The organism is Streptomyces sp. NPDC085932 (assembly GCF_044540525.1).
Lineage (GTDB): Bacteria > Actinomycetota > Actinomycetes > Streptomycetales > Streptomycetaceae > Streptomyces > Streptomyces levis.
The window spans coordinates 196,281-220,656 of the sequence record NZ_JBITSJ010000003.1 but is presented as its reverse complement, the minus strand read 5'-3'; the positions used below and the strand labels follow the sequence as shown (position 1 = coordinate 220,656).

The following is a 24,376-nucleotide window of genomic DNA, read 5'->3' as shown; positions in this document are numbered from 1 at the left end:
CGGCACGGGGCCCGCGGCCGTTCAGCCGGACGGAGCATCGGCCCCGGCCGCCCGCCGCACCTGTGTGCCGCGGCCGGCCAGGACACTCGGCCACCACGCCCGCGGCCCGATGTCGATCACCAGCGCGGGCACCAGCAGCGACCGCACCACGAGGGTGTCCAGCAGCACCCCGAAGGCGACGATGAACGCGATCTGCACCAGGAACGCCAGGGGGATCACCATCAGGGCCGCGAACGTCGCGGCGAGCACCACGCCCGCCGAGGTGATCACACCGCCGGTGGTGGTCAGCCCGCGCAGCACGCCCCGCCGGTTGCCGTGCGTGAGCGCCTCCTCCCGGACCCGGGACATCAGGAAGATGTTGTAGTCGACGCCGAGCGCCACCAGGAACACGAAGCCGTACAGCGGCACCGACGCGTCCGTGCCGCTGAAGCCGAGCAGGTGCTCGAAGACGAGCGCCGAGACGCCGAGCGTGGCGAGGAAGTTGAGCCCCACGGTCGCGACCAGCAGCACCGGCAGGAGCAGGGAGCGCAGCAGCGCCATCAGGATCAGCAGGATGACGGCGAGCACGATCGGCACGATGACCGTCCGGTCCCGGGCGGCGGTCTGCTGGGTGTCGTACTGCTGTGCGGTGTACCCGCCGACCAGCGCGTCGGCCCCGGGGACCGCGTGCACCCGGGTGCGCAGCCGCTCGACGGTGGCCTTGGCCGCGTCGCTGTCGGCGGCATCCTTCAGGGTGGCGTCGATGCGCACCCGCCCGTCCACCACGAGCGGCCGGCCGGCCCCGGGCCGGCCCGAGGCGGAGACCGCACCGGCCGACGCCACGCCCTCGGTGCTCCGGGCGGCGGCCGTCACCTCGCCGGTGCGGTCGGCGTCGGCGATGATGACGGCCGGGTTGCCGGAGCCGCCGGGGAAGTGCTCCCCGAGGGTGCGCTGCGCGGCGACGGAGGGCGCGTCGTTGACGAAGATCTCGTCGAGCGGCACGCCCCGGGAGGACAGCGACGGCGCGAAGGCCGCGCAGGCGGTCAGCACGAGCGCCGTCACGACCCAGGTCCGCCGCGGCCGGCCGTCCACCGTCGCCGCGACCCGCCGCCACACCCCGCTGCCCTCGGCGGAGTCCCGCGGCGGCTTCGGCCTGGACGGCCAGTACGCCGTGCGGCCCAGCAGCGCCAGCACGGCCGGCAGGAAGGTCAGGGTGGTGAGCACCGCGCAGGCGATGCCGATGGCGCCGACCGGCCCGAGGGCGCGGTTGTTGGTGAGGTCGCTGGCGAGCAGGGCGAGCAGCCCGAGCGCCACGGTCGCGGCGCTGGCGGTGATCGCCCCGGAGGACCGGCGCACCGCGGCCCGCGCGGCCTCGAAGCGGTCCCCGCGCACGGCGAGTTCCTCCCGGAAGCGCGCCGCCAGCAGCAGGGCGTAGTCGGTGGCGGCGCCGATCACCAGGATGGACAGGATGCCCTGCACCTGTCCGTCGACCCGGACCACGTCCCGCTCCGCGAGCGCGTAGACGACCGCACAGGCAAGGCCCAGGGCGAAGACCGACCCCAGGATGATCAGGAACGGCAGCAGCACACTGCGGTAGACGAGCAGCAGGATCAGCAGCACGGCGCCGAGGGCCACGCCCAGCAGCAGTCCGTCGATGCCGGCGAAGGCGTCCGACAGGTCGGCCTGGCTGGCCGCCGGTCCGGCGAGCTGCGCCGTCGTGCCCGGCACGTCCCGGGCCGCCTCGCGCACGGCGTCGAGGACGGCGGGCAGTTCGTCGCCCAGGTCGGGCTCCAGCTGGACGACGGCCTGCAGTGCCTCGCGGTCGTCGGAGAGCAGGGCCGGGGAGGGGCGGCCCACCACCCCGGGCTCTCCGGCGAGCGCGGCGACGGCCCGGGTCGCCTCGGCCTGCCGGTCCGCCGTGAGCCGCTGTCCGTCCGCCGTCCAGACCACGACGGCCGGCACGGTCTCGGACTGGTCGAAGGCCGCGCGGGCGTCGAGCACCCGGGTGGACTCGGCGCTGCGCGGCAGGAAGGCCGCCTGGTCGTTGGTGGCCACCTCGCCGAGCTTGCCCGCGTAGGGGCCGAGCGTGCCGCCCACCCCCAGCCAGACGAGCAGCAGAACGAGCGGGACGAGCCACCTGGCCCGTCGCGGTGCGGTACTCATGCGCATCCCCAGCCTAGAGAAAATAACTCACTCATAAAGTATCTCAATGATCGAGAGATACTAGGGTGGGGGCATGAGCGGTTCCGGCGTGCCCACGGCATCTCTTCCGGCGGACGACCCCATCGGGTTGCAGGCCTTCGCCGTTCTGCTGCGCCGGATGAACAGCGAGTTCAACCGCATCGCGCAGGAGTTCGCCCAGGCGCACGGCCTGCACCTGACCGACATGCAGGCGCTGATCGCGATCCTCGACGCCGAAGCGGATCCCGAGGCGGAGGGCGAGCCCATGACGCCCGGGCGGCTGCGCAAGCAGCTCAACCTCACCTCCGGCGCGGTGACCGCCTGCCTCGACCGGCTGGAGCGGGCCGGGCACATCCGCCGGGTCCGGGACGCGGGCGACCGCCGCGTGGTCCACCTGCACTACGCGGACGCGGCCCGGGGTCTGGCCAGGGACTACTTCCGCCCCCTGGCTCGCGGCACCGAGGCCGCCCGCGGCCGGTTCAGCGCCGAGGAGCTGACGGTGGTCGTCCGGTTCCTGGCCGAGATGAACGCGGAGCTCGCCCTGCTGCGCCGCGGCTCCGACTGAGCGCTCGGGTTCACCGCGTCCAGCCCCGGCCGAACGGGGAAAAACGGACATGAAGCTACGAGACGAACCCCCGGTCGACCACCACCTGGCGACCGTCTACCGGTACGGCGCCGGGTTCTGCGGCCTGGTGCTGCTGACGTTCGCTGCCCTCGGCTTCGCCGACGCCCTCAGCCCCTTCGCGACACCGCCGGGGACACGAGCGCCGGCATGACCACCGACGTACGTGGCCCTGAGCGTCATCTCGACCGTCTTCGGTCTCGCGCTGCTCGCCGGGGCCGTGATCGGCGGCAATGTCGCCTCCCCCCTCAACATGACCGTCGGCGGCCTCTTCGTGCTGAGCGGCTTCGCGCACGTCTTCGTGCTCGACCGGCCGGCGAACATCCTCGCCGCCCCGCCCGGGCCGCCCGAGGCGCGCGGGGTGGCCGCGCGGACGGCCACCGAAGGCGCCGGCCGGCGGCGGGTCCCGGACTGAGCCCCGCGCGCCGGCCGGACGAGCGGAGGCCGGACCGCCGACGGCCCGGCCCCCACGCCCCGTTAGAACTGGAGCGCCCAGGCGTCGATCCGCCCGGTGTCGAAGTTCGCGTTGTCGCTGACGCGGAGCTTCCACGTGCCGTTCGCGGTCTCCGAGGAGGCGTTCACGGTGTACGTGGTGTCGATGTTGTCGGCGCTGCCGCCGGTGCCGTAGCCCTTCAGCGTGTAGGCGGTGCCGTCGGGGGCGATCAGCTGGACCTGGAGGTCACCGATGTAGGTGTGAACGATGTGCACCTCGACGGCGAGGGCCGAGGGGGCGTTGCCCGAGACGCCGGAGACCGTCACCGGGGACTCGGCGGTGGCGTTGTCCGCGATGGCCTGGTCGGCGGTGTTCTCGAAGCGCGGTCCGGGCGGGGTGGTCGTGCCGCCGCCCACGTACAGCAGCCGGTTGGGTGAGCCGGTGCCGGGGCTGGTGACGACGCTGGTGGTGGCGGCGGACGTCAGCGCGGCGGAGACCTGCGCGGGCGTGGCCGTGGGGTTGGCGGCCAGGTGCAGGGCGGCGGCACCGGCGACGTGCGGGCTCGCCATCGAGGTGCCGGAGATGGTGTTGGTCGCCGAGTCGCTCGTGCTCCACGCCGAGGTGATCGACGAGCCGGGCGCGAACAGGTCGAGCACCGAACCGTAGTTGGAGTAGCTCGCCTTGGCGTCGCTCGACGTCGTGGCGCCGACCGTGACGGCCTCGGTGACCCGCGCGGGGGACCGGGTGGAGGCGTTGGTGGACTCGTTGCCGGCCGCGACCACGAAGGTGACGCCGGAGGTGATGGCGTTGCGCACGGCCGTGTCGATGGCCGTGTCGCCCGGGCCGCCCAGGGACATGTTCGCCACGGCCGGCTTGACCGCGTTCCGGGCGACCCAGTCGATGCCGGCGACCACCTGCGCGGTGGTGCCCTGGCCGGAGTTGTTCAGCACCCGCACCCCGACGACCCTGGCCTTCTTGGCGACGCCGTAGGCGTTCCCGGCGACCGTGCCGGCGACGTGCGTGCCGTGGCCGTGGCCGTCCTGGGCGGTGTTGTCGTTGTCGACGGCGTCGTAGCCGTAGGAGGCGCGGCCGCCGAAGTCGCCGTGCGTGATGCGGACGCCGGTGTCGATGACGTACGCCGTGACGCCCTGTCCCGCCGAGTCGGGGTAGGTGTACGAGCTGTTCAGCGGCAGGCTCTTCTGGTCGATGCGGTCCAGGCCCCAGGACGGCGGGCTGGGCTGCGTCGCGGTGATGGAGAACGTCCGGTTCTGCACGACGGACGCGACGGCCGGGTCGGCGGCGAGACGTTTCGCCTCGGACGCGGAGGCCTCGACCTCGTAGCCGTTGAGGGCCTTGGTGTAGGTCCGCTCGATGGCGGCGCCGTACTTGTGCGCGAGGGCGCGGCCCTCGGCGGAACCGGCCTTCTCGGTCTTCAGCGTGACGATGTAGCTGTCGGCGACGGCGTTCGCGGCGCCCTCGTACTGCACGCGTCCCTCGGCGGCGACCGGGGCCGCGCCGGCGGGGAGGGCGGAGACCAGGCTCGCGACGAGCGCCGCGGTGGCCGTCGCGCCGAGCGCGGCCAGTCTTCGCCGGGTGGATCTGTGGGGAGTACGCATCACTGCCATCTGAGGGGTCCTCCTCATCGGTGGTGCGCTGTGGGGTGTGGTGCACGCCCGTTGGAGCACCCGGGAGTCATGGTCATGTCAACCAAGGGGTGACTCCTGTGCGTCAGCCGAAAGATTGAGGCCTCCACAGGAATTGCACAAGGGCCCTGCACGGACCCGCAGGACCTGTGTGACGGCCCGTCAGCCGGATCGCCGCCCCGCCGTCGCCCCCACCGCCGTCCCGGCCGCCCGCGATTCCGCCTTCCGCCTGCGCCGCTTACGATGCGGCGAGCCGCACGCCGAACCCCCGCCCACCGCCTCAGCCAGGAGCGCCGTACCCGTGTCCATACCCCCGCCCCCCGGGCACCCGCAGCCCCAGGACCCGTTCGGTCCGCCGCCCGCCGGCCCCGCGCAGGCCCACGGACCGTACGGCACCGCCGGGCGCCCGTACGGCACGCCGGTCTCGGTCAACGCCCTGGCCGTCACCGCGCTCGTGCTCGGCGTGCTCTGCTTCGTCCCCGCGCTGGGGCTGGTGCTGGGGCTGATCGCGCTGCGGCAGGTCAAGAGGTCCGGGCAGAGCGGGCGGGGCCTGGCGATCGCCGGGATGGTCCTGTCGTCCGTCGGGATCGCGCTGTGGGCGGTGGTGCTGTCCACGGGGGCCGCGTCCAAGGCGTGGGAGGGGTTCAAGGACGGCGCGCGGGGCAACGAGGTCCTGGGGCTGGACAAGGGCGACTGCTTCGACGCGCCGGGCAGCCTGGAGGGCGACACCTACGACGTCGACCGGGTCTCCTGCGCGGGCCGGCACGACGGTGAGGTCTTCGGGGTCGTCACGCTGCCCGGCGGCGCCTTCCCGGGCGACGCCGAGCTGACCGGCATCGCCGAAGAGCGGTGCCGGGAGCTCCAGGACCAGTACGCCATGGACTCCTGGGCGATGCCCGCCGACGTCGACGTGTACTACCTGCTGCCCTCCGAGGTGAGCTGGCGCTTCGGTGACCGCGCGATCACCTGCCTCTTCGGTCACACCGAGGCCGGGTCCCGGCTGACCGGCTCGCTGCGCGGCGACCCCACCACGCTCGACACCGACCAGGTCGTCTTCCTGTCCACGGCCAACGCCTTCGACGCGGCGCTCTACGAGGAGCCCGAGGACGGCCCCGAGGACGACCTCGCCGGCCACCGGGCGTGGGCCACGCAGGTCCACGACGTGCTCGGCGAGCAGATCGAGGCCCTGCGGGGTCACTCCTGGCCCTCCGGGGCCCGGCGGCCCGTCGCCGCGCTGGTCGCGGATCTGGAGGACGCGCGGGAGGAGTGGGCCCGGGCGAGCGAGGCCACCGACGCGGACACCTACTTCACGCACTACGACAAGGCGTACGCCGCCGTCGACGGCCCGGCGACCGTCACGGCCCGCAAGGCCCTCGGTCTGGCCTCGACCCCGCCGGTCTACGACGAGGACGAAGGCGGTGCCTCCGAAGCGCAGGTGTGACAGCGCCCATAGCGGGGAGAAAGTGCCTGCGTAAAGCCCTCAGGGCCGCCATGTCATCACATCGAGTGATTCTCTGGCCTTTGCTTGCACGGCACAACCTACGGTTGCCACGCTGTTGCTGTCTGTACAACCTGATGGGAGCGGCCAGTGACATTCGGTGAGCAGCCGGCGTACTTGCGTGTCGCGGGTGATCTCCGCAGGAAGATCGTCGACGGTCGGCTCCCCCCGCACGCCCGGCTCCCCTCCCAGGCCAGGATCCGCCAGGAGTACGGCGTCTCGGACACGGTCGCGCTGGAGGCCCGCAAGGTGCTGATGGCCGAGGGGCTGGTCGAGGGCCGCTCCGGCTCGGGGACGTACGTGCGCGAGCGGCCCGTGCCCCGGCGCATCTCCCGCTCCGGATACCGTCCGACCGGCGGGGCGACGCCGTTCCGCCAGGAGCAGGCCGACGGCGAGGGGCGCGGCACCTGGGAGTCCAGCAGCGAGCAGTCCGAGGCGAGTGTCGCGGTCGCCGAGCGGCTGGGCATCGAGCCGGGCGACCGCGTGATGTGCACGAAGTACCTGTACCGCGAGAGCGGCGAGGCGATGATGCTCTCCACGTCCTGGGAGCCGCTCGCGGTGACGGGCCGCACGCCCGTGATGCTGCCGGAGGAGGGCCCGCTCGGCGGCATGGGCGTCGTCGAGCGCATGCGCGCGATCGACGTGATCGTGGACAACGTCACGGAGGAGGTCGGCGCCCGTCCCGGCCTCGCCGAGGAACTGCTCGTGCTGGGCGGTGTGCCGGGCCACGTGGTCCTGGTCGTCCAGCGCACGTTCTACGCCTCGGGCCGTCCCGTCGAGACGGCCGACGTGGTCATCCCGGCCGATCGGTACCGGGTCGCCTACCACCTTCCGGTCAAGTAGCGGACGCTCACATCCGCCCCGCGGCGCGCTCCCCGCGCGCCCCGCTCACCCGATGACCGTCATCGGCCCCGCCGCCGGGAGCGGTGTGCGACCCGGGGCCGTCGGTCGTCCGCGCAGGTCGACCGACGTGTATGCGGTATGCCCGCGCATGGGTGCGACGAGGTACGCGGACGGCGCGTTCACCGGCGTGCGCCCCCTGTGTTCTGGCTGGTTGCGTACCTCTTGGTGAAAAGCCGTGTTCGCTGCGTGAAGGTTAGGCGTACGCTCGGGCATATGCGCATTGCGGTTTCCTTAGCGGGTGGGGCTCGGCACAGGCCGCGGGCGGGAAGTGGAGGGGCGCGATGAACGACAGCACGGTCACTCTTCCCTGGCTCGTCATACGTCAGGACGACAACGGCAATCGCTACCGCGTCGGGCGGTACGCGACCCGGGCCGAGGCCCAGAAGATCGCCGACAGCCTCGACGGCCGCGGCCACAAGCAGCTGTACTGGGTCGAACGCCTGGGCCAGAACGGCCCGACCCTGCACGACTGACTCCCCTGCACGACTGACTCCCGTGCACGACTGACTCCCGTGCACGACTGACTCCCGTGCACGACTCCGGCCGGCCCGCGAGGGTCGCCGTCGGGGCGATGCTCCGTCGGGCTCCCGTAGGCTCCCCGCATGACTGAGCACATCGTCGTCGTGGGCGCCGCGCTGGTCGACGACGGGCGGCTGCTGGCCGCCCGGCGCAGCGCGCCCGCGGAGCTCGCCGGGCGCTGGGAGCTGCCCGGCGGCAAGGTGGAGCCCGGGGAGACGGCCGACGCGGCGCTCGTGCGCGAACTGCGCGAGGAACTCGGCGTCGACGCCGAGCCCGGCGTGCGCGTCCCGGGCGAATGGCCCCTGCGCCCGCCCTATGTCCTGCACGTGTGGACCGCGCGACTGCGGCCCGGTTCGCCCGCCCCCCAGCCCTTGCAGGACCACGACGCACTGCGCTGGCTCGGCCCCGAGGAGATCTGGGACGTCGACTGGCTCGACCAGGACGTCCCCGCGCTCCGGCAGACCCTCACACGGCTGGGAGACCTCCGCACCGGCGTGCGTGAAGGACCCGGCGCCTGAGGCTCACCGGGGGCGTGCGACGTGCCATGGCTGTCGCACGGGCGCCCTGTACGCCGTCCGTGCCACAGTGCGCCTCGCCGCGCGGTACTCCGCCCCGGATATCGGGTATGTGCCCATTAACCCCACGAAACCGGACATGGGTGGGCTTGCTGGCTGGGAAGTGATCGGCGTGATCGACACCGAGGGTGACTGCGCCGAGTGGACCTTCCCCGCCGAGCCGGACGCCGTGCGCACCGCCCGTCAGGCCGTCCGCCGCCGGCTCCGCGACTGGGACCTGGACAGTCTCGCCGACCTCACCGCCCTGCTCGTCAGCGAGTTGGTCACCAACGCCCTGCGGCACGCCACCGGCCCCATCGGCGTCCGCCTGGTCCGCCCCTCCGGCCTGGACGGCGTCCTGCTGGTCGAGGTCTCCGACCCGCTGCCGGACCCGCCCCGCGAGCGGGCCGCCCGGCCCGAGGACGAAAGCGGCCGCGGGCTGCAACTGGTGGCTTCGGCCTCCCGCCGCTGGGGCACCCGGCCGGGCGGCGCGGGCAAGACCGTGTGGTTCGAACTCGCGGTGCCGGAGTGAAAAAACGGTGTACGTACCCGTTACCGCTGTAGAGCGATTGGTTCAGGCCAGTGGCGGTTGCCGGCGGACGGGGTTCGACGACGTGTCCCCTGGTTAGAAGACTGGAAGTGTTCTCACGGTCCGGACCGAAAACCATCGGGACCGTGCTGTGATCGTGAACACCGTGTTGTGCGGCACCGTAGTGCTGGATACTGCGGGCAGCCGCCCCTGGTGACCGGTGCCGGGCGCGGTGAGCTGGAGGGGACGGTTCGCGTGAGCGAGATACCAGCGAAGGCCACGGAGTCCGAGGACCCGTCGGAGGGCGCGAGGGCGAGGGCCGCGGACGGCCCGGCCTCCGCGGTCGGAGGTGCGCTCGCAGCCGAGGGGGCGCACCCCGGGGACGCCATGTGGCAGAGCAGCCCCCCCGGATCCATCTACGACTACATCAAGGTCGCGTCCTTCTCCATCGGCCCCGACGGGCTGGTCGACCAGTGGAGCGTGCGCGCCGAGCAACTCTTCGGCATCCCCGCCGCACGCGCCGTCGGCATGGACCCCATCGAGGCGTTCATCGATCCGCGGAACCGCGAGCGCGGCATGCGCAAGATGGCCGAGATCCTCGACGGCCGCGAGTGGACCGGCGTGGTGCCCTTCCGGATGCCGAAGGGCGTGGAGGGGGAGTGCGGTCACGAGGGGCTCGCCGAGGTGTACGTCATGCCGACGCGCACCGAGGACGGTGAGAAGGCCGCGGTGTGCATCGTCGTCGACGTGCGCACGCTGCGCAGCATCGAGACCGACCTCGCCGCCTCGCAGGCCATTTTCAGTCAATCCCCGTTCGGCTTCCTGCTGATCGACCCCGACCTGCGGGTCCGCCGCGTCAACCAGCGGTTCGCGTCCATCTTCGGCGGGGCGCCCGACGACCACCGCGGCAAGGGCGTCCACGACTACCTGCAGCGCGGGGAGGCCGAGCGGGTCGCCGCCACGCTGCGCCGGGTGCTGGAGACCGGCAGCTCCATCACCGACATGCACGTCACGGGGTTCGTGCCGGGCTCCGACGAGCGCCGCCACTGGTCCGTCAACCTCTACCGCGTGCACAGCGGTTCGGGCCGTCCCATCGGCGTCGCCTGGCTCGGCATCGACATCACCGCCCGCCGTGCCGCCGCCCGCGAGGCCGCCGCAGCCCGGCGGAATCTGGCCCTGCTGAACGAGGCCGGTGCCCGCATCGGCAACTCCCTCGACCTGGAGACCACGGCCCGTCAGCTCCTGGACGTCGTCGTCCCCGGCTTCTGCGACCTGGCCACCGTCGACCTCTACCAGGGGCTGCTGGCCGGCGACGAGACGCCGCCCGGGCTCGCCGACGGCAGCGCCGAACTGCGCCGTGTGGCCTTCGCCAGCGCCGTCTCCGACGCGCCGTTCGCCGGTACGGGCGTGCCCGTCTCGGTCGGCGCCGTCCACCACTACCCGTTCAACTCGCCCTGCGCGGACGCCCTGCGCACCGCCCGCCCGCAGATCGTGCCCCCCGAGGACGGCGGACTCGTGCAGTCCACGCTCGCCGTGCCGATGGTCGCGCACGACACCGTCGTCGGGCTCGCGCAGTTCGCCCGGGCCAAGGGCAGCGAGCCCTTCGGCGACCGCGACCGGGACCTGGCCGTGGAACTCGCCGCGCGCGCCGCCGTCTGCATCGACAACGCCCGCCTCTACCGGCGCGAGCACGAACGCGCGCTGATACTGCAACGGTCCCTGCTCCCGCCCGGCGACCCGGAGGCCTCCGGCCTCGACATCGCCTGCCGCTACCTGCCCGGCAACGCCAACACCGGCCGGCCCAGCGAGGTCGGCGGCGACTGGTTCGACGTCATCGAACTGCCCGGGCACCGCACCGCGCTGGTCGTCGGCGACGTCATGGGCCGCGGTCTGCGCGCCGCCGTCGCCATGGGCGAACTGCGCACCGCCGTACGGACGCTGGCCCAGCTCGACCTCGAACCGGCCGAGGTGCTCTCCCAGCTGGACGAGATCGCCCGGGGCCTCGGCGCCCCCGGAGGCGTGCAGCAGGCCACCCGGGCGGCCCGCCGCCCCCGGGAGGCCGACCTATCGGAGGTCTACCTGGCCACCTGCGTCTACGCCGTCTACGACTCCGTCACCCGGCGCTGTACGTTCGCCAACGCCGGCCATCTGCCGCCCGTCCTGGTCGAACCGGGTGAGGCGGCCCTGATGCTGGACGTGCCGCCGGGCATGCCGCTCGGCGTGGGCGGCGAGCCCTTCGAGGAGGTCGAGGTCGAACTGCCCGAGGGCGCCCTGCTCGCGCTCTACACGGACGGCCTGGTCGAGAGCCGCGACCATCCCCTGGACGAGGGCCTCCAGGCCTTCGTCAGCGCCCTCGCCGACCCCACCCAGCCGCTGGAGGACGTCTGCGACCACGTCCTCAACACCCTCGACACGCATCACGGCGAGGACGACATCGCGCTGCTGATGGCACGTGTCCAGGGTCTGCCCACCGAGTCCGTCGGCGACTGGACCCTGCCCCGCGAACCGCGCAGCGTGGGCCGGGCCCGGGAGTACGCGCGCGCCCAACTGCTCAGCTGGGACATGGAGCCCCTCGTCGACACCACGGAGCTGCTCGTCAGCGAACTGGTGACGAACGCCCTGCGCTACGGCGAGGGCGAGATCCGGCTCCGCCTCCTGCTGGACCGCACCCTGGTCTGCGAGGTGTGGGACTCCGGCCTGGTGCAGCCCCGCCGCCGCCGGGCCCGCGACACCGACGAGGGCGGCCGGGGCCTCCAGCTCGTCGGCCTCCTCAGCGCCGCCTGGGGCTCACGCCGCACCCCCCGGGGCAAGACGGTCTGGTTCGAACTCCCCCTCCCGGACGGCGGAAACGGCCTCCCGGACCCGGCGGAGGCCCTGCTGAGCCTGTTCTGAGAGGCGGCCGACGCTCGGCCGGCCGCTTGTACGACCACGCCGTGCCCGACATCACGACCCGGCTCCACGCCGACGCGACCCCGACGGCTCCCGCGCTCGTGCTGCGCCCCTGGAGCCCCGCGGACGCGGCCGGGCTCGCCGTGCTGCGCGGGGACGAGGCCCTGCGCCGGTGGACGTCCTTCTCCGTCGAGGACGTGCCGAGCGCGGCGCGCTGGCTGCGGGAGCAGCGGCGCGGCTGGGACGAGGGCCACCGCTTCGCGTTCGCCGTCGAGGAGGCGGATCCGTCCGGTACGGGCGGGCCGCCGGCCGGTCACGTGGTCCTTCGAGGGCGTCGCGCCCGGCGCCGCGTCCGCCGAGGTCGGCCACTGGACGGTGGCCCGCGCCCGCGGCCGGGGGATCGCGCCCCGCGCCCTGCGCGCCCTGACCGACTGGGCCTTCACGACCTTCGCCGGTGACGGCCTCACTCGTCTCGGCCTGCGTCACCAAGGGGACAACACCGCGTCCTGCCGGGTGGCGCGCAAGAGCGGCTACGAACTCGCCGCCGTCCTGTCGCCGAACCCGCCCGCCCACCCCGTCCAGGGCCACCTGCACGTACGGCACCGGGCCGCGACCCTCCGCTGATCGCAACCGAACGTCCGTGCTGATCGTCCTCCTCCCCGGGCACCGGCCGCACCACCGGGAGGGAGACGGCATGGACCGCACGGAGGGCAGCGCACCGGTCGAGGCACCCGGCGAGGACAAGCCGGCGGACACCGCCGAGGACACCCCCGAGGTCACCGCGGATGACCGCCCGGACGGCGCTCCGGAGGGCGCTTCCGCTGCCGGCAGCGGGAAGGGCGGGCGGCGTCGGCGCTGGATCGTACGGACCGCGCTCGCCGTGGTCCTGGTCGCGCTGGTGCCGCTCCTGTCCGTGCTGGCGGCCCTGCGCGTCAACTACGCGGGAGATCCGGCCGACGGCACGTACACCCGCGACCGCGACGCCCTGTGGCTCGGGCACGCATGGGTGGACGGCCGCAGGAAGGACGCCGACGTCACGGCCCTGGCCCGCCGTCTGCGCGGCACCGGCATCCGTGACCTGTACGTCCACTCCGGCCCCCTGGAGCACGACGGGACCCTCCCTGAGGCGCGCTACCCGAGGGCCCGTTGGTTCATCGACGCCGTGCACGAGAAACTCCCCGGCGTGCGCGTCCAGGCCTTCCTGGGCGACGTCCTCGCCTCCGAGAACAGCGAGGGCATGCTCCTGAACGACCCGGACACCCGCGCGGCCGTCGTCCGCTCGGCCCGCCAGGTCCTGGACACCGGCTACGAGGGCGTCCACCTCGACCTGGAGCCCATGCCGTCCGGCGACCGCGACTTCCTCACGCTGCTCGACGCCCTGCGCCGCGAGACCCGCTCCCGCGACGCCCGGCTCTCGGTCGCCGCGCACCAGATCGACCCGCTGCCGCACCTGCACACCGTCTTCGGCCTGTTCACCGAGCACCCCAAGTGGTGGTCCCAGGAGTTCTTCGGCCAGGTCGCCCGGCGCGTCGACCAGATCGCCGTGATGACGTACGACACCGCCCAGCCCCTGGAGAGCACCTACGGCGGCTACGTCGCCCAGCAGACCTCCCTCGCCCTGGAGGTCACTCCGCCCTCCACCGACCTGTTGATGGGCCTGCCCTTCTACTGGGAGAGCAACTTCGACCACTGGGGCCACGCCGAGACCGCACCCGCCGCGATCCGGGGCGTCCGCCTCGGCCTGTCCCGCACGGACGCGGACCGGCCCGCCTTCGGTGTGGCCCTGTACATCGACTTCACCGCGACGGAGGCGGACTGGCGTGCCTACGAGGAGGACTGGGTCAGCCGGTGATCAGCCCGCCGAGGACCGCCTCCTGATCTTCGAACCCAGCCAGACCAGCGGGTCGTACTTGCGGTCGATCGCGCGTTCCTTCAGGGGGATCAGGGCGTTGTCCGTGATCTTGATGCCCTCGGGGCAGACCTCCGTGCAGCACTTGGTGATGTTGCAGTAGCCCAGGCCGTGTTCGTCCTGGGCGGTGGTCTTGCGATCCAGACCCGTCTCCGCCGCCGCGTCCAGCGGGTGCATGTCCAGCTCCGCGACCCGCATCAGGAACCGGGGCCCGGCGAACGCCTGCTTGTTCTCCTCGTGGTCGCGCACCACATGGCAGGTGTCCTGGCACAGGAAGCACTCGATGCACTTGCGGAACTCCTGCGGCCGGTCCACGTCCTCCTGCATCATGCGGTACTCGCCCGGGGCGACTCCGGCCGGCGGGACGAAGGCCGGGACCTCCCTGGCCTTCTGGTAGTTGAAGCCGACGTCGGTGACCAGGTCGCGGATCACCGGGAAGGCGCGCAGCGGCGTGACCGTGATCGTCTCCGCCCGGTCGAACACCGACATCCGCGTCATGCACATCAGCCGCGGACGCCCGTTGATCTCCGCCGAGCAGGAACCGCACTTGCCGGCCTTGCAGTTCCAGCGCACGGCGAGATCGGGCGCCTGGGTGGCCTGGAGCCGGTGGATGATGTCGAGCACCACCTCGCCCTCGTTGACCTCGATCTCGAAGTCCTCCAGGCCGCCGCCGCTCACGTCCCCGCGCCACACCTTGAAGTGGGCCGCATAGCCGCTCATTCGTACAGCTCCTCTTCGGCGAGGTACTTCACCAGCTCCTCCTTGTCGAACAGGGCGAGCAGGTCGGCACGGACGGGTTCGGTGGTCTCACGGGTGAGCGTGATCTGGCCACGGACGGGGTCCGTCGCCGCCAGCCCGCCCGTCGGATCGGTGAGCGCGCACAGCAGGTTGATCCGCCGCCACTTGCGGTCCATCGACGGGTGGTCCTCCCGCGTGTGCCCGCCGCGCGACTCGGTGCGCTCCAGCGCGGCCCGCGCCACGCACTCGCTGACCAGGAGCATGTTCCTCAGGTCCAGGGCGAGGTGCCAGCCCGGGTTGAACTGCCGGTGCCCCTCGACCCCGGCCCGCCGCGCCCGCACCCGCAGCTCGGCCAGCTTCTCCAGGGCCTGCTTCATCTCCGTCTCGCGGCGGATGATGCCGACCAGGTCGTTCATGGTCTGCTGCAGTTCCTGGTGCAGCGTGTACGGGTTCTCCGGCGGGCCCCCGGCCGGTTCCCCGGTCTCCGCCTCGGCCGAGAAGGGCCGCAGGGCCTCGGCGGCGGCCGCGTCGACCTGCGCGTCGTCCACGACCGGCCGTGCCCCGGCGAGTCCCGCCGCGTACTCGGCCGCGTGCCGGCCCGCCCGGCGCCCGAACACCAGCAGGTCGGACAGGGAGTTGCCGCCGAGCCGGTTCGAACCGTGCATACCGCCGGCGACCTCGCCGGCCGCGTACAGCCCGGGCACCCCGCGTGCCGCCGCCGTGTCGGACTCGACCGCGATCCCGCCCATCACGTAGTGGCAGGTGGGCCCGACCTCCATCGCCTCGGCGGTGATGTCGACGTCCGCCAGCTCCTTGAACTGGTGGTACATCGACGGCAGCCGCCGCTTGACGACCTCGGCGGGCATCCGCGTCGACACGTCGAGGAACACGCCCCCGTGCGGGGAGCCGCGTCCCTCCTTCACCTCGGAGTTGATCGCCCGGGCGACCTCGTCGCGGGGGAGCAGTTCGGGGGGACGCCGGTTGTGGTCCGGGTCGTCGTACCAGCGGTCGGCCTCCTCCTCCGTCTCGGCGTACTTGTCCTTGAAGACGTCGGGGACGTAGTCGAACATGAACCGCTTGCCGTCGGAGTTGCGCAGCACCCCGCCGTCGCCGCGCACCGACTCGGTGACGAGGATGCCCTTCACCGACGGCGGCCAGACCATGCCGGTCGGGTGGAACTGCACGAACTCCATGTTCAGCAGGGGAGCGCCCGCGAGCAGGGCCAGCGCGTGGCCGTCGCCGGTGTACTCCCAGGAGTTGGACGTCACCTTGAAGGACTTGCCGATGCCGCCCGTGGCGACGACGACGGCCGGTGCCTCCAGGACGAAGAAGCGCCCCGACTCGCGTTCGTAGCCGAAGACGCCGCCGACGCGTCCGCCCTCCTTGAGCACCCGCGTGACCGTGCACTCCTGGAAGACCTTCAGCCGGGACTCGTAGTCACCGGTCTCCCGGAAGTCCTCCTGCTGGAGGGAGACGATCTTCTGCTGCAGGGTGCGGATCAGCTCCAGGCCCGTGCGGTCGCCGACGTGGGCGAGCCGCGGGTACTCGTGCCCGCCGAAGTTGCGCTGGGAGATCCGTCCGTCCTCCGTGCGGTCGAACAGCGCCCCCCAGGTCTCCAGCTCCCACACCCGCTGCGGCGCCTCCTGCGCGTGCAGCTCGGCCATCCGCCACTGGTTGAGGAACTTCCCGCCGCGCATGGTGTCGCGGAAGTGGACCTGCCAGTTGTCGTTCTCGTTGGCGTTGGCCATCGCCGCGGCGATGCCGCCCTCGGCCATCACCGTGTGCGCCTTGCCGAACAGCGACTTGCAGATCACGGCCGTACGCGCGCCCCGCTCACGGGCCTCGATGGCGGCGCGCAGTCCCGCACCGCCCGCGCCCACCACGACGACGTCCCACTCCTGCCGGTCGACCACGGACATCAGAACGCCTCACTCATCAGAAGAATCGCGGATCGTCGAAGGCACCGGACGCGACCAGGTAGACGTAGAAGTCGGCGAGCGCCACGCTCACCAGCGACGCCCAGGCGAGCTGCATGTGCCGGGCGTTGAGCTTCCCCGCCCACTGCCACATCCGGTAGCGCACGGGATGCCGGGAGAAGTGCTTGAGCTTGCCGCCGACGATGTGCCGGCAGGAGTGGCAGGAGATCGTGTAGGCCCAGATCAGCACGATGTTGACCAGGAACACGAGGGTGCCGAGGCCCATGTGGCCCCAGGCGTAGTTCTCGTCGCGGAAGGCGAGCACGGTGTCGTAGGTGAGGATCCCGGCGACGAGGAGCGCCGCGTAGAAGAAGTACCGGTGGATGTTCTGCAGGATCAGCGGGAAGCGGGTCTCGCCGGTGTACTTCTTGTGCGGCTCGGCCACCGCGCAGGCCGGCGGGGACGCCCAGAAGCCCCGGTAGTAGGCCTTGCGGTAGTAGTAACAGGTCAGCCGGAAGCCCAGCGGGAAGATCAGGATGATGATCGCGGGCGAGATGCCCCACCACGGTCCGAAGATCTCCCAGTTGGGACCGGCCTTCATCGGCTCGCAGTTCTCCGCCAGGCAGGGGGAGTAGAAGGGCGAGACGTACGGCGCCGCGTAGTAGTCGGCGTTCGCGAAGGCCCGCCAGGTCGAGTAGATGATGAAGGCCAGCAGACCCGCGGCCGTGCCGGCCGGGGCGAGCCACCAGCGGTCGGTGCGCAGGTGCGGGGCGGCGATCGCGGCGCGCGTACCCGCCCGTACGCCGCCGCTGCCGGGAAGGGGTTCGGTGGCGGGGGGTTCCGTACCAGTGGCCACGTGACGACTCCGGTCGGGTTCGGGGGGAGGTGCCGGTCGCTCGACGCCCTCCCGGTCAGGGAGCGCGCCGGTCCCGGGCGCCCAGCCCCTCGTCGTCCGAGTCGATCCACAGCGACGGGTCGTACGGCGCGTCCGAGATGGTGACGAGCTCGGGGCGCTTCGGCGCGGCGGGTGACGCGGCGGCCTCACGCAGCAGGGCGAGGCTCTCGCGCAGGTGGTTGGCGTCGGCCCGGACGCGGCGCATCTCCAGGCCGCCGGTGCCGAGCTGCTTCTCCAGACGCCCCAGCGACCGCAACAGGTCGTCGAGAGAGCGCTGGACCGAGGTCAGTTCGTCGTGAACGGACATGACTTGCCCTCACTTCCACGGGTCCTTCGCGGCCCAAGGCGGCAACGTTCATGCGCCTGCGAGTGTTGCGCGTCACACCTTGTGCTGTGAAGGGATGTGCATCGATTGGCCGAGGCGCGTGGGTGCACCGAGCGGTGCGTTGGGCCGCACGGGTGGCTTCCCGTCCGTGACCGCCGTGTCGCCCTGTGTTGCCGAACCCTTTCCTCTTCAGTGGCCGCATACATCAGATGAACTCCAAATACCGCCAAAAGTGATCGTAACGCCCGCGGCTTCCCGGAGGTAGCACAGATGTCCCAGCACGGCGTCGGCCCGCGTGCGGTCACGCGCTCGGTCGCCTTCCTCACCGCGGGCGTGCTCGCGGTGCCCGCGCTCGCCGGATGCGGTTCCGAGGACCCGGCCGGCAAGCCGCTCGCCGCCCCGGACATCCAGCCCGCCGCCCGTGACAAGATCGCCGACGGCGGCACGCTGCGCTGGGCCGTCGACTCCGTGCCGGACACGCTGAACACCTTCCAGTCCGACGCCGACGCCACCACCACCCGCGTCGCCCAGGCCGTCCTGCCGTCGATGTTCCGGATGGACGCCTCCGGCCGCCCCGAGCGCCACCCGGCCTACCTGGAGTCCGCGAAGGTCGTCGAGACCGAGCCCAAGCAGGTCGTGCTGTACAAGCTCGACCAGCAGGCCGTCTGGAGCGACGGCCGGGAGATCGGCGCGGCCGACTTCGCCGCCCAGTGGCGCGCCCTGTCCGGCAAGGACACCGCCTACTGGACCGCCCGCAACGCCGGCTACGACCGCATCCAGAAGATCGAGCGCGGCGACAGCGCCCTGGAGGTCCGGGTCACCTTCTCCCGCCCCTACGCCGACTGGCGCTCGCTGTTCTCCCCGCTGTACCCCAAGGAGGTCATGGGCACCCCGGACTCCTTCAACGACGGCGCCCGCAGGAAGCTCAAGGTCACCGCCGGCCCGTTCACGGTGAAGAAGGTCGACACCGAGAACGACAGGATCACGCTGGCCCGCAACCCGCGCTGGTGGGGCGAGCCCGCCAAGCTCTCCGCGATCGAGCTGCGCACCGTCCCGCGCGACAAGCGGGCCGCCGAGCTGGCCGCCGGCACCCTCGACCTGGCCGAGATCGACCCCGCGGCGGCCCGCCGCATCACCCTGGCCGCCCGCCCGCACAGCTCCAGCAGCCCCCTGATGGGCCCGGGCGCCGACCGGTCGGCGGCGGACGCCCTGCACTCCTGGGCCGTCGCCAACGGCAGCGACGAGGACGCGGCCGACGAGGAGACCGTCGCGCGCAAGAAGCTGCGCAAGGCGGCCGCCAAGTACGCCCGGCAGCGGCAGGCCCTGCGCGGCTTCGAGGTGCGCAAGTCCCTGGAACCGGCCTTCACCCAGCTCGCCCTGAACGGCGCCGAGGGCCCCCTGGCCGACGAGCGCGTCCGCCGGGCGGTCGCCCGCGCCCTGGACCGCGAGGAACTCGCCGAGGCCGTCCTCAAGCCCCTGGGGCTGCCCGCCGTCCCGGTCGGCAGCCATCTGGCCCTGTCCGGCCAGGCCGCCTACGCCGACAACAGCGGCGCCCTCGGCGGCCAGGACACCGAGGAGGCCCAGGCCCTGCTCGCGGACGCCGGCTGGGTGCGCGGCGGCCCCGTCAAGAAGAAGGAGAAGGAGGAGAAGGCGGCCGGCGGCGAGGGCGAGCGGGCCGACGGCTCCTCCGGCGCGGACGAGGACGACAAGGCCCAGGGGCAGGACCCGGCCGGCCACCTCGCCCAGGACGGCAAGCAGTACAAGCACCCGCACCCGGGCGGCGCCCCCGGCGCGTACGCCCCGCAGGGCACCGCCGCCCCGGCGAACCAGGAGGCCGCCCCGCTCGCCAAGAACGGCAAGGCCCTCACCCTCCGCTTCGTGCTCCCCTCCGGGCCCGGCTCCCAGACGCTGCGCACGGTCGCCGACCGCATCACGCGGATGCTGCAGCGCGTCGGCATCGGCACGGAGATCTCCAAGGTCTCCGACGAGTCCTACTTCAAGGACCACATCGCCTCCGGCCAGTACGACCTGGCTCTGTACTCCTGGCCCGCCACGGCCTATCCCGCCACCGACGCGCGCCCCGTCTACGCCAAGCCGGTCCCGGCCGCCGACGGCTCCCTGAGCGTCGAGCAGAACTACACGCGCGTCGGCACCGACCAGGTCGACCAGCTCTTCGACGAGGCCGCGGCCACGCTCGACGAGGGCAAGTCCCGCTCCCTCATCCGCAAGGCCGACTCCCGCATCTGGGCGGCGGCCGGCTCCATCCCCCTCTTCCAGCGTCCCCAGCTCCTCGCGGCCCGCAAGAACCTGGCCAACACCGGCGCCTTCGGCCTCGCCACACCGGTCTACGAGGACATGGGCTTCCTGAAGAAGAGCACAAAGCCGGCCCCGGGCCCGTCGGCGAGCGGCGGCTGATCCCCCGACCGGCTCCCGCGGGGCGCGCCGAGTCCCTCCCGACCAGGCCTGACCTGCATCGACATATCCCGGCTCACCCCAGCGGGCCCGGACCCGTACCATGGGGTGAGGCCGTGGCATGTTGAGCCCGGCAGGGTCCGCGTAACACAGACGTACGCGACAGCCCCTTCCTCACACTCCGGGAGATCGCCGCTTTATGGCCACGCGCCACGACATCCGCAACGTCGCCATCGTCGCCCACGTCGACCACGGCAAGACCACCATCGTCGACGGCATGCTGAAGCAGGCCGGTGCCTTCGCCGCCCACCAGCTCGACTCGGTCGACGACCGCATGATGGACTCGAACGACCTGGAGCGTGAGAAGGGCATCACGATCCTCGCCAAGAACACGGCGGTGAAGTACCACCCCAAGGACGGCGGGGACCCGATCACCATCAACATCATCGACACCCCCGGCCACGCCGACTTCGGCGGCGAGGTCGAGCGCGGTCTGTCGATGGTCGACGGCGTCGTCCTGCTCGTGGACGCCTCCGAGGGCCCGCTCCCGCAGACCCGCTTCGTGCTGCGCAAGGCGCTGCAGCAGCGGCTGCCCGTCATTCTCTGCATCAACAAGACGGACCGCCCCGACTCCCGGATCGACGAGGTCGTCAACGAGACGTACGACCTGTTCCTCGACCTGGACGCCGACGAGGACCAGATCGAGTTCCCGATCGTCTACGCCTGCGGCCGTGACGGCATCGCCTCCCTCACCAAGCCGGACGACGGCACCGTCCCGGGCGACTCCACCAGCCTGGAGCCGTTCTTCTCGACGATCCTGGAACACATCCCAGCCCCGACCTACGACGAGTCGGCCCCGCTCCAGGCGCACGTGACGAACCTGGACGCCGACAACTTCCTCGGCCGCATCGCGCTGCTGCGCGTCCAGCAGGGCGAGCTGAAGAAGGGCCAGACGGTCGCGTGGATGAAGCGCGACGGGTCCGTCCAGAACGTGCGCATCTCCGAGCTGATGATGACCGAGGCGCTCACCCGCAAGCCCGCCGAGAAGGCCGGCCCCGGTGACATCTGCGCCGTCGCCGGTATCCCGGACATCATGATCGGCGAGACCCTGGCCGACCCGGAGAACCCGGTCGCCCTGCCGCTGATCACCGTCGACGAGCCGGCGATCTCCATGGTCATCGGCACCAACACCTCCCCGCTGGTGGGCCGCGGCGCCACCGGCAAGGGCGCCGACAACAAGGCGGCCGTCAAGGACCGCAAGGTCACCGCCCGCCAGGTCAAGGACCGCCTCGACCGCGAGCTGATCGGTAACGTCAGCCTCCGGGTGCTGGACACCGAGCGGCCGGACGCCTGGGAGGTGCAGGGCCGCGGCGAGCTGGCGCTGGCCATCCTGGTCGAGACCATGCGCCGCGAGGGCTACGAGCTGACCGTCGGCAAGCCCCAGGTGGTCACCCGGGAGATCGACGGCAAGACGTACGAGCCCGTCGAGCGCATGACCGTCGACGTGCCCGAGGAGCACATGGGCGCCGTCACGCAGCTCATGGGCGTCCGCAAGGGCCGCATGGACAACATGTCCAACCACGGCTCCGGCTGGGTCCGCATGGAGTTCGTCGTGCCCTCCCGTGGTCTGATCGGCTTCCGGACCGAGTTCCTGACCCAGACCCGCGGCACGGGCATCGCGCACTCCATCCACGAGGGCTTCGAGCCCTGGTTCGGCACGCTCCAGACCCGTAACAACGGCTCCCTGGTCGCGGACCGCTCCGGCGCGGTCACCGCGTTCGCGATGACCAACCTCCAGGAGCGCGGCGTGCTCTTCGTGGAGCCGGGCACCGAGGTGTACGAGGGCATGATCGTCGGCGAGAACTCCCGCGCCGACGACATGGACGTCAACATCACCAAGGAGAAGAAGCTCACCAACATGCGGTCCTCGACGGCCGATGTGACCGAGTCGATCGTCCCGCCCCGCAAGCTGTCGCTGGAGCAGTCCCTGGAGTTCTGCCGCGACGACGAGTGCGTCGAGGTCACCCCGGAGGCCGTGCGCATCCGCAAGGTGAACCTGGACGCCCGCGAGCGCGCCCGCGCCGCGAGCCGCGCCAAGCACGGCTGACGCACCCGTACGCACGGCACCGGGCACTCCGCGAGGGCGGGGTGCCCGGTGCCGTTCCCGGCCGCTCGTGGGGCCGCTCGGCGTCCGCCCGGTAAAAGGGGGACAACGCCGAGGGAAGGGGTAGGGAAAACCCTCGATTTGCCCGGCGTCGCCGTCCGGAACGGCCGGCTCCCACTACCCTGCTGCGGAACGCCTCGCTCTGCCCTGCCTTCTGGCCGGGAACGGCCTTGCGGCGAACGCCTCTTGAGCGCCCCGCGGCCACCGTCGGAACCCTGCACGGGCGCCACGGCGACCGCAAGCGGTTTTTCTCACTCGCGCGTCCGGAATACGGACGGTCTCCACCGATAGATGTGTAACAAGTCCGTTTCGCAGGGATCTTTCACCAAACCCTTTGTCCGGATTTTGGAAGATGTATACGCGAGCTGTGATCGAACCGAGACCTCGAGAGTGTGGTTCGGTCCTGGTGTTTGGCAGATAGTTAGGCGCGTAGAGCTCGGATGAAGGGTCACTCGCCGGCAGCGGCGCCGACTCACGAGCGCGGGGGCACCTGACGATTTCCGGCACCGGCGACGGGCGGTGGCGGTGGTCTGTCTGTGCTCCCTTTGCGGTGAACCAATGACTTCTTAGGAGGAACCCATGCGCGGTGCCAAGAGCGCCAAGTGGGTCGCGGGCGCGATAGTCGTCGCCCTGTCCGCCACCGCCTGCGGCGGCGACGGTGATGGTGAGAGCAAGAGCAAGGGTTCCGGACCTGCCGGTTACGTCTCGATCGACGTCGGTGAGCCGCAGAAGCCGCTGATCCCGGCCGACACGAACGAGAGCAACGGCTCGTACGTCATCCAGTCGCTCTTCACCCAGCTGCTGGACTTCGACTCCAAGGGTGAGATCGTCTACACGAACGCCGAGTCGGTCACCTCCGACGACTCCAAGACGTGGACGGTCAAGCTCAAGAAGGGCTGGAAGTTCCACAACGGCGAAGAAGTCACGTCCAAGTCGTACATCGACGCTTGGAACTGGTACGCCAACATCAAGAACAACCAGCAGAACTCCTTCTGGTTCCAGGACATCAAGGGCTACGACGATGTCCACCCGGAGAAGGGTGACCCGAAGGCCGAGACCATGTCCGGTCTGAAGGCCGTGGACGACCACACCTTCACCATCGAGCTGAAGTACACGATGCCGTACTTCAACTACAAGCTCGGCTACACCACGTGGGCCCCGCTGCCCAAGGTCTTCTACGACGACCCGAAGGCCTTCGGCCAGAAGCCGGTCGGCAACGGTCCCTACAAGTTCGAGAAGTGGGACCACAAGAAGCTCATCCAGGTCAAGGCCTGGGACGAGTACCAGGGCCCGAACAAGGCCAAGAACAAGGGCGTCCAGTTCAAGGCGTACACGACCCTCGAGGCCGCGTACAAGGACGTCGTCTCCGGCAACCTGGACATGATCCGCCAGGTCGGCCCGACGGACCTGCCGAAGTACAAGCAGGACCTGGGCGACGGCGCCATCGAGCAGCCGTACGCGGCCATCCAGACGCTGACCCCGGCGTTCTACTCCAAGACCTTCAAGGACATCGACCCGAAGGTCCTGCAGGGTCTGTCGATGGCGATCGACCGCGACACGATCACCAAGACGGTTCTGAACAACACCCGCACGCCGGCCAAGGGCTTCACGCCGCCCGGTGTCAAGGGCTACCAGAACCTGGACACGGACGTGTTCACGTACAACCCGGCGAAGGCCAAGCAGCTCATCAAGGAGGGTGGCGGCGTTCCCGGGAACAAGTTCACCATCCAGTACAACACCGACGGTGGGCACAAGGAGTGGGTGACCGCGGTCTGCGAGTCCATCCGCAAGGCCACCGGTGTCGACTGCGTCGGCGACCCGAAGCCGGACTTCGCCACGGACCTCGAGGCCCGTGACAACGACCAGGTGAAGGGCATGTACCGCGGTGGCTGGGTCGCCGACTACCCGGTCAACGCCAACTTCATGAAGGAGCTGTACCACACCACCGCCGAGGCGAACAACGGCCGCTTCTCCAACAAGGAGATCGACGGCCTGATGAACAAGGCCGACAACGCCAAGTCCCTCGAAGAGTCGGTGAAGGCCTTCCAGGAGGTCGAGAAGAAGCTGGTCGACCACATGCCGGCCATCCCGCTCTGGTACTACCGCATCAACGGCGGCCACGGTAAGAACGTCGACAACGTCAACGTCGACTTCCACGGTGACCTCGAAGTGTGGGCCGTCACCACCAAGTAAGAGGAGCCCGTCGGGCTCTTCCCACTCGGCCGTAGACCCGCCGCCGCTCCGGCGGCGGTGGGAGGCACGGGGGG

17 protein-coding genes and 2 pseudogenes are annotated in these 24,376 nt (G+C 71.4%); 13 read left to right on the top strand and 6 right to left on the bottom strand.

Annotated elements, in window-relative coordinates:
* Positions 1-21: 21 nt before the first annotated feature.
* A complete protein-coding gene (locus ACIGAQ_RS17035) occupies positions 22-2,142 on the bottom strand; it encodes an MMPL family transporter (RefSeq protein ID WP_399783512.1) in 2,121 nt (706 codons plus the stop codon).
* 73 nt (positions 2,143-2,215) lie between these two features.
* On the opposite strand from ACIGAQ_RS17035, the gene ACIGAQ_RS17030 reads away from it, so the two are divergent.
* Both ACIGAQ_RS17030 and ACIGAQ_RS17025 read left to right on the top strand, forming a co-directional pair.
* Positions 2,216-2,725 (top strand): MarR family transcriptional regulator, encoded by a 510-nt coding sequence (locus ACIGAQ_RS17030; RefSeq protein ID WP_311679707.1) that lies wholly within the window; start codon positions 2,216-2,218, stop codon positions 2,723-2,725.
* A 49-nt stretch (positions 2,726-2,774) separates the two neighbouring features.
* Positions 2,775-3,110 (top strand): annotated as a pseudogene (locus ACIGAQ_RS17025) (DUF4383 domain-containing protein); the annotation flags it as partial.
* Positions 3,111-3,259: 149 nt separating this feature from the next.
* Here the strand turns inward: ACIGAQ_RS17025 and ACIGAQ_RS17020 are convergent.
* Positions 3,260-4,840 carry a S8 family peptidase gene (locus tag ACIGAQ_RS17020; protein WP_399783509.1) on the bottom strand — a complete coding sequence of 527 codons (1,581 nt, stop codon included), beginning with the start codon at positions 4,838-4,840 and terminating at the stop codon, positions 3,260-3,262.
* A 319-nt stretch (positions 4,841-5,159) separates the two neighbouring features.
* Between ACIGAQ_RS17020 and ACIGAQ_RS17015 the strand changes: the two genes are divergently transcribed.
* From ACIGAQ_RS17015 to ACIGAQ_RS16980, 8 genes and pseudogenes are all read left to right on the top strand, one after another.
* The gene (locus ACIGAQ_RS17015) at positions 5,160-6,299 is read left to right on the top strand and encodes a DUF4190 domain-containing protein (protein WP_399783506.1); all 1,140 of its coding nucleotides are present in this window, start codon (positions 5,160-5,162) and stop codon (positions 6,297-6,299) included.
* Positions 6,300-6,446: 147 nt separating this feature from the next.
* Complete coding sequence (locus ACIGAQ_RS17010) at positions 6,447-7,199, top strand: GntR family transcriptional regulator (RefSeq protein ID WP_399783503.1); 753 nt, start codon at positions 6,447-6,449, stop codon at positions 7,197-7,199.
* Positions 7,200-7,540: 341 nt separating this feature from the next.
* A complete protein-coding gene (locus tag ACIGAQ_RS17005; RefSeq protein WP_311679700.1) occupies positions 7,541-7,732 on the top strand; it encodes an SPOR domain-containing protein in 192 nt (63 codons plus the stop codon).
* A 129-nt stretch (positions 7,733-7,861) separates the two neighbouring features.
* Entirely contained in the window at positions 7,862-8,296 is a 435-nt protein-coding gene (locus ACIGAQ_RS17000) for a (deoxy)nucleoside triphosphate pyrophosphohydrolase (protein ID WP_362278466.1), read from the top strand.
* Between the two features lie 136 nt (positions 8,297-8,432).
* Positions 8,433-8,864, top strand: coding sequence for an ATP-binding protein (locus ACIGAQ_RS16995; RefSeq protein WP_311679696.1), 432 nt, complete (start codon positions 8,433-8,435; stop codon positions 8,862-8,864).
* A gap of 252 nt (positions 8,865-9,116) precedes the next feature.
* Positions 9,117-11,753 carry a SpoIIE family protein phosphatase gene (locus tag ACIGAQ_RS16990; RefSeq protein WP_311679694.1) on the top strand — a complete coding sequence of 879 codons (2,637 nt, stop codon included), beginning with the start codon at positions 9,117-9,119 and terminating at the stop codon, positions 11,751-11,753.
* A gap of 41 nt (positions 11,754-11,794) precedes the next feature.
* Positions 11,795-12,374: pseudogene (locus ACIGAQ_RS16985) on the top strand (GNAT family N-acetyltransferase).
* 70 nt (positions 12,375-12,444) lie between these two features.
* A complete protein-coding gene (locus tag ACIGAQ_RS16980) occupies positions 12,445-13,602 on the top strand; it encodes a hypothetical protein (RefSeq protein ID WP_399783498.1) in 1,158 nt (385 codons plus the stop codon).
* Here ACIGAQ_RS16980 and ACIGAQ_RS16975 read toward each other — a convergent pair whose 3' ends face one another.
* The 4 genes from ACIGAQ_RS16975 to ACIGAQ_RS16960 are packed head-to-tail and all read right to left on the bottom strand — an operon-like array spanning position 13,603 to position 17,515.
* The gene (locus ACIGAQ_RS16975; RefSeq protein WP_311679688.1) at positions 13,603-14,379 is read right to left on the bottom strand and encodes a succinate dehydrogenase/fumarate reductase iron-sulfur subunit; all 777 of its coding nucleotides are present in this window, start codon (positions 14,377-14,379) and stop codon (positions 13,603-13,605) included.
* Complete coding sequence (locus tag ACIGAQ_RS16970; protein WP_399783495.1) at positions 14,376-16,316, bottom strand: fumarate reductase/succinate dehydrogenase flavoprotein subunit; 1,941 nt, start codon at positions 16,314-16,316, stop codon at positions 14,376-14,378. The genes ACIGAQ_RS16975 and ACIGAQ_RS16970 overlap by 4 nt, the downstream gene beginning before the upstream one ends.
* 16 nt (positions 16,317-16,332) lie before the next feature.
* The gene (locus ACIGAQ_RS16965) at positions 16,333-17,169 is read right to left on the bottom strand and encodes a hypothetical protein (RefSeq protein ID WP_399783492.1); all 837 of its coding nucleotides are present in this window, start codon (positions 17,167-17,169) and stop codon (positions 16,333-16,335) included.
* Between the two features lie 55 nt (positions 17,170-17,224).
* Positions 17,225-17,515 carry a hypothetical protein gene (locus ACIGAQ_RS16960; RefSeq protein WP_311679683.1) on the bottom strand — a complete coding sequence of 97 codons (291 nt, stop codon included), beginning with the start codon at positions 17,513-17,515 and terminating at the stop codon, positions 17,225-17,227.
* 288 nt (positions 17,516-17,803) lie between these two features.
* On the opposite strand from ACIGAQ_RS16960, the gene ACIGAQ_RS16955 reads away from it, so the two are divergent.
* From ACIGAQ_RS16955 to ACIGAQ_RS16945, 3 genes are all read left to right on the top strand, one after another.
* Entirely contained in the window at positions 17,804-19,948 is a 2,145-nt protein-coding gene (locus ACIGAQ_RS16955) for an ABC transporter family substrate-binding protein (protein WP_399783489.1), read from the top strand.
* A 196-nt stretch (positions 19,949-20,144) separates the two neighbouring features.
* Positions 20,145-22,052 carry a translational GTPase TypA gene (typA, locus tag ACIGAQ_RS16950; protein WP_362278479.1) on the top strand — a complete coding sequence of 636 codons (1,908 nt, stop codon included), beginning with the start codon at positions 20,145-20,147 and terminating at the stop codon, positions 22,050-22,052.
* 636 nt (positions 22,053-22,688) lie between these two features.
* Positions 22,689-24,302: an ABC transporter substrate-binding protein gene (locus ACIGAQ_RS16945; RefSeq protein WP_311679677.1), complete on the top strand. Its 1,614-nt coding sequence runs from the start codon at positions 22,689-22,691 to the stop codon at positions 24,300-24,302.
* Positions 24,303-24,376: the final 74 nt, after the last annotated feature.

Excerpts from the sequence above, each read along its gene's own strand:
- ACIGAQ_RS17035 (WP_399783512.1), bottom strand. The coding sequence starts at position 2,142 with ATGAGTACCGCACCGCGACGGGCCAGGTGGCTCGTCCCGCTCGTTCTG.
- ACIGAQ_RS17030 (WP_311679707.1), top strand. The coding sequence starts at position 2,216 with ATGAGCGGTTCCGGCGTGCCCACGGCATCTCTTCCGGCGGACGACCCC.
- ACIGAQ_RS17020 (WP_399783509.1), bottom strand. The coding sequence starts at position 4,840 with ATGGCAGTGATGCGTACTCCCCACAGATCCACCCGGCGAAGACTGGCC.
- ACIGAQ_RS17005 (WP_311679700.1), top strand. The coding sequence starts at position 7,541 with ATGAACGACAGCACGGTCACTCTTCCCTGGCTCGTCATACGTCAGGAC.
- ACIGAQ_RS17000 (WP_362278466.1), top strand. The coding sequence starts at position 7,862 with ATGACTGAGCACATCGTCGTCGTGGGCGCCGCGCTGGTCGACGACGGG.
- ACIGAQ_RS16995 (WP_311679696.1), top strand. The coding sequence starts at position 8,433 with ATGGGTGGGCTTGCTGGCTGGGAAGTGATCGGCGTGATCGACACCGAG.
- ACIGAQ_RS16980 (WP_399783498.1), top strand. The coding sequence starts at position 12,445 with ATGGACCGCACGGAGGGCAGCGCACCGGTCGAGGCACCCGGCGAGGAC.
- ACIGAQ_RS16975 (WP_311679688.1), bottom strand. The coding sequence starts at position 14,379 with ATGAGCGGCTATGCGGCCCACTTCAAGGTGTGGCGCGGGGACGTGAGC.
- ACIGAQ_RS16970 (WP_399783495.1), bottom strand. The coding sequence starts at position 16,316 with ATGTCCGTGGTCGACCGGCAGGAGTGGGACGTCGTCGTGGTGGGCGCG.
- ACIGAQ_RS16960 (WP_311679683.1), bottom strand. The coding sequence starts at position 17,515 with ATGTCCGTTCACGACGAACTGACCTCGGTCCAGCGCTCTCTCGACGAC.
- ACIGAQ_RS16955 (WP_399783489.1), top strand. The coding sequence starts at position 17,804 with ATGTCCCAGCACGGCGTCGGCCCGCGTGCGGTCACGCGCTCGGTCGCC.
- typA (WP_362278479.1), top strand. The coding sequence starts at position 20,145 with ATGGCCACGCGCCACGACATCCGCAACGTCGCCATCGTCGCCCACGTC.
- ACIGAQ_RS16945 (WP_311679677.1), top strand. The coding sequence starts at position 22,689 with ATGCGCGGTGCCAAGAGCGCCAAGTGGGTCGCGGGCGCGATAGTCGTC.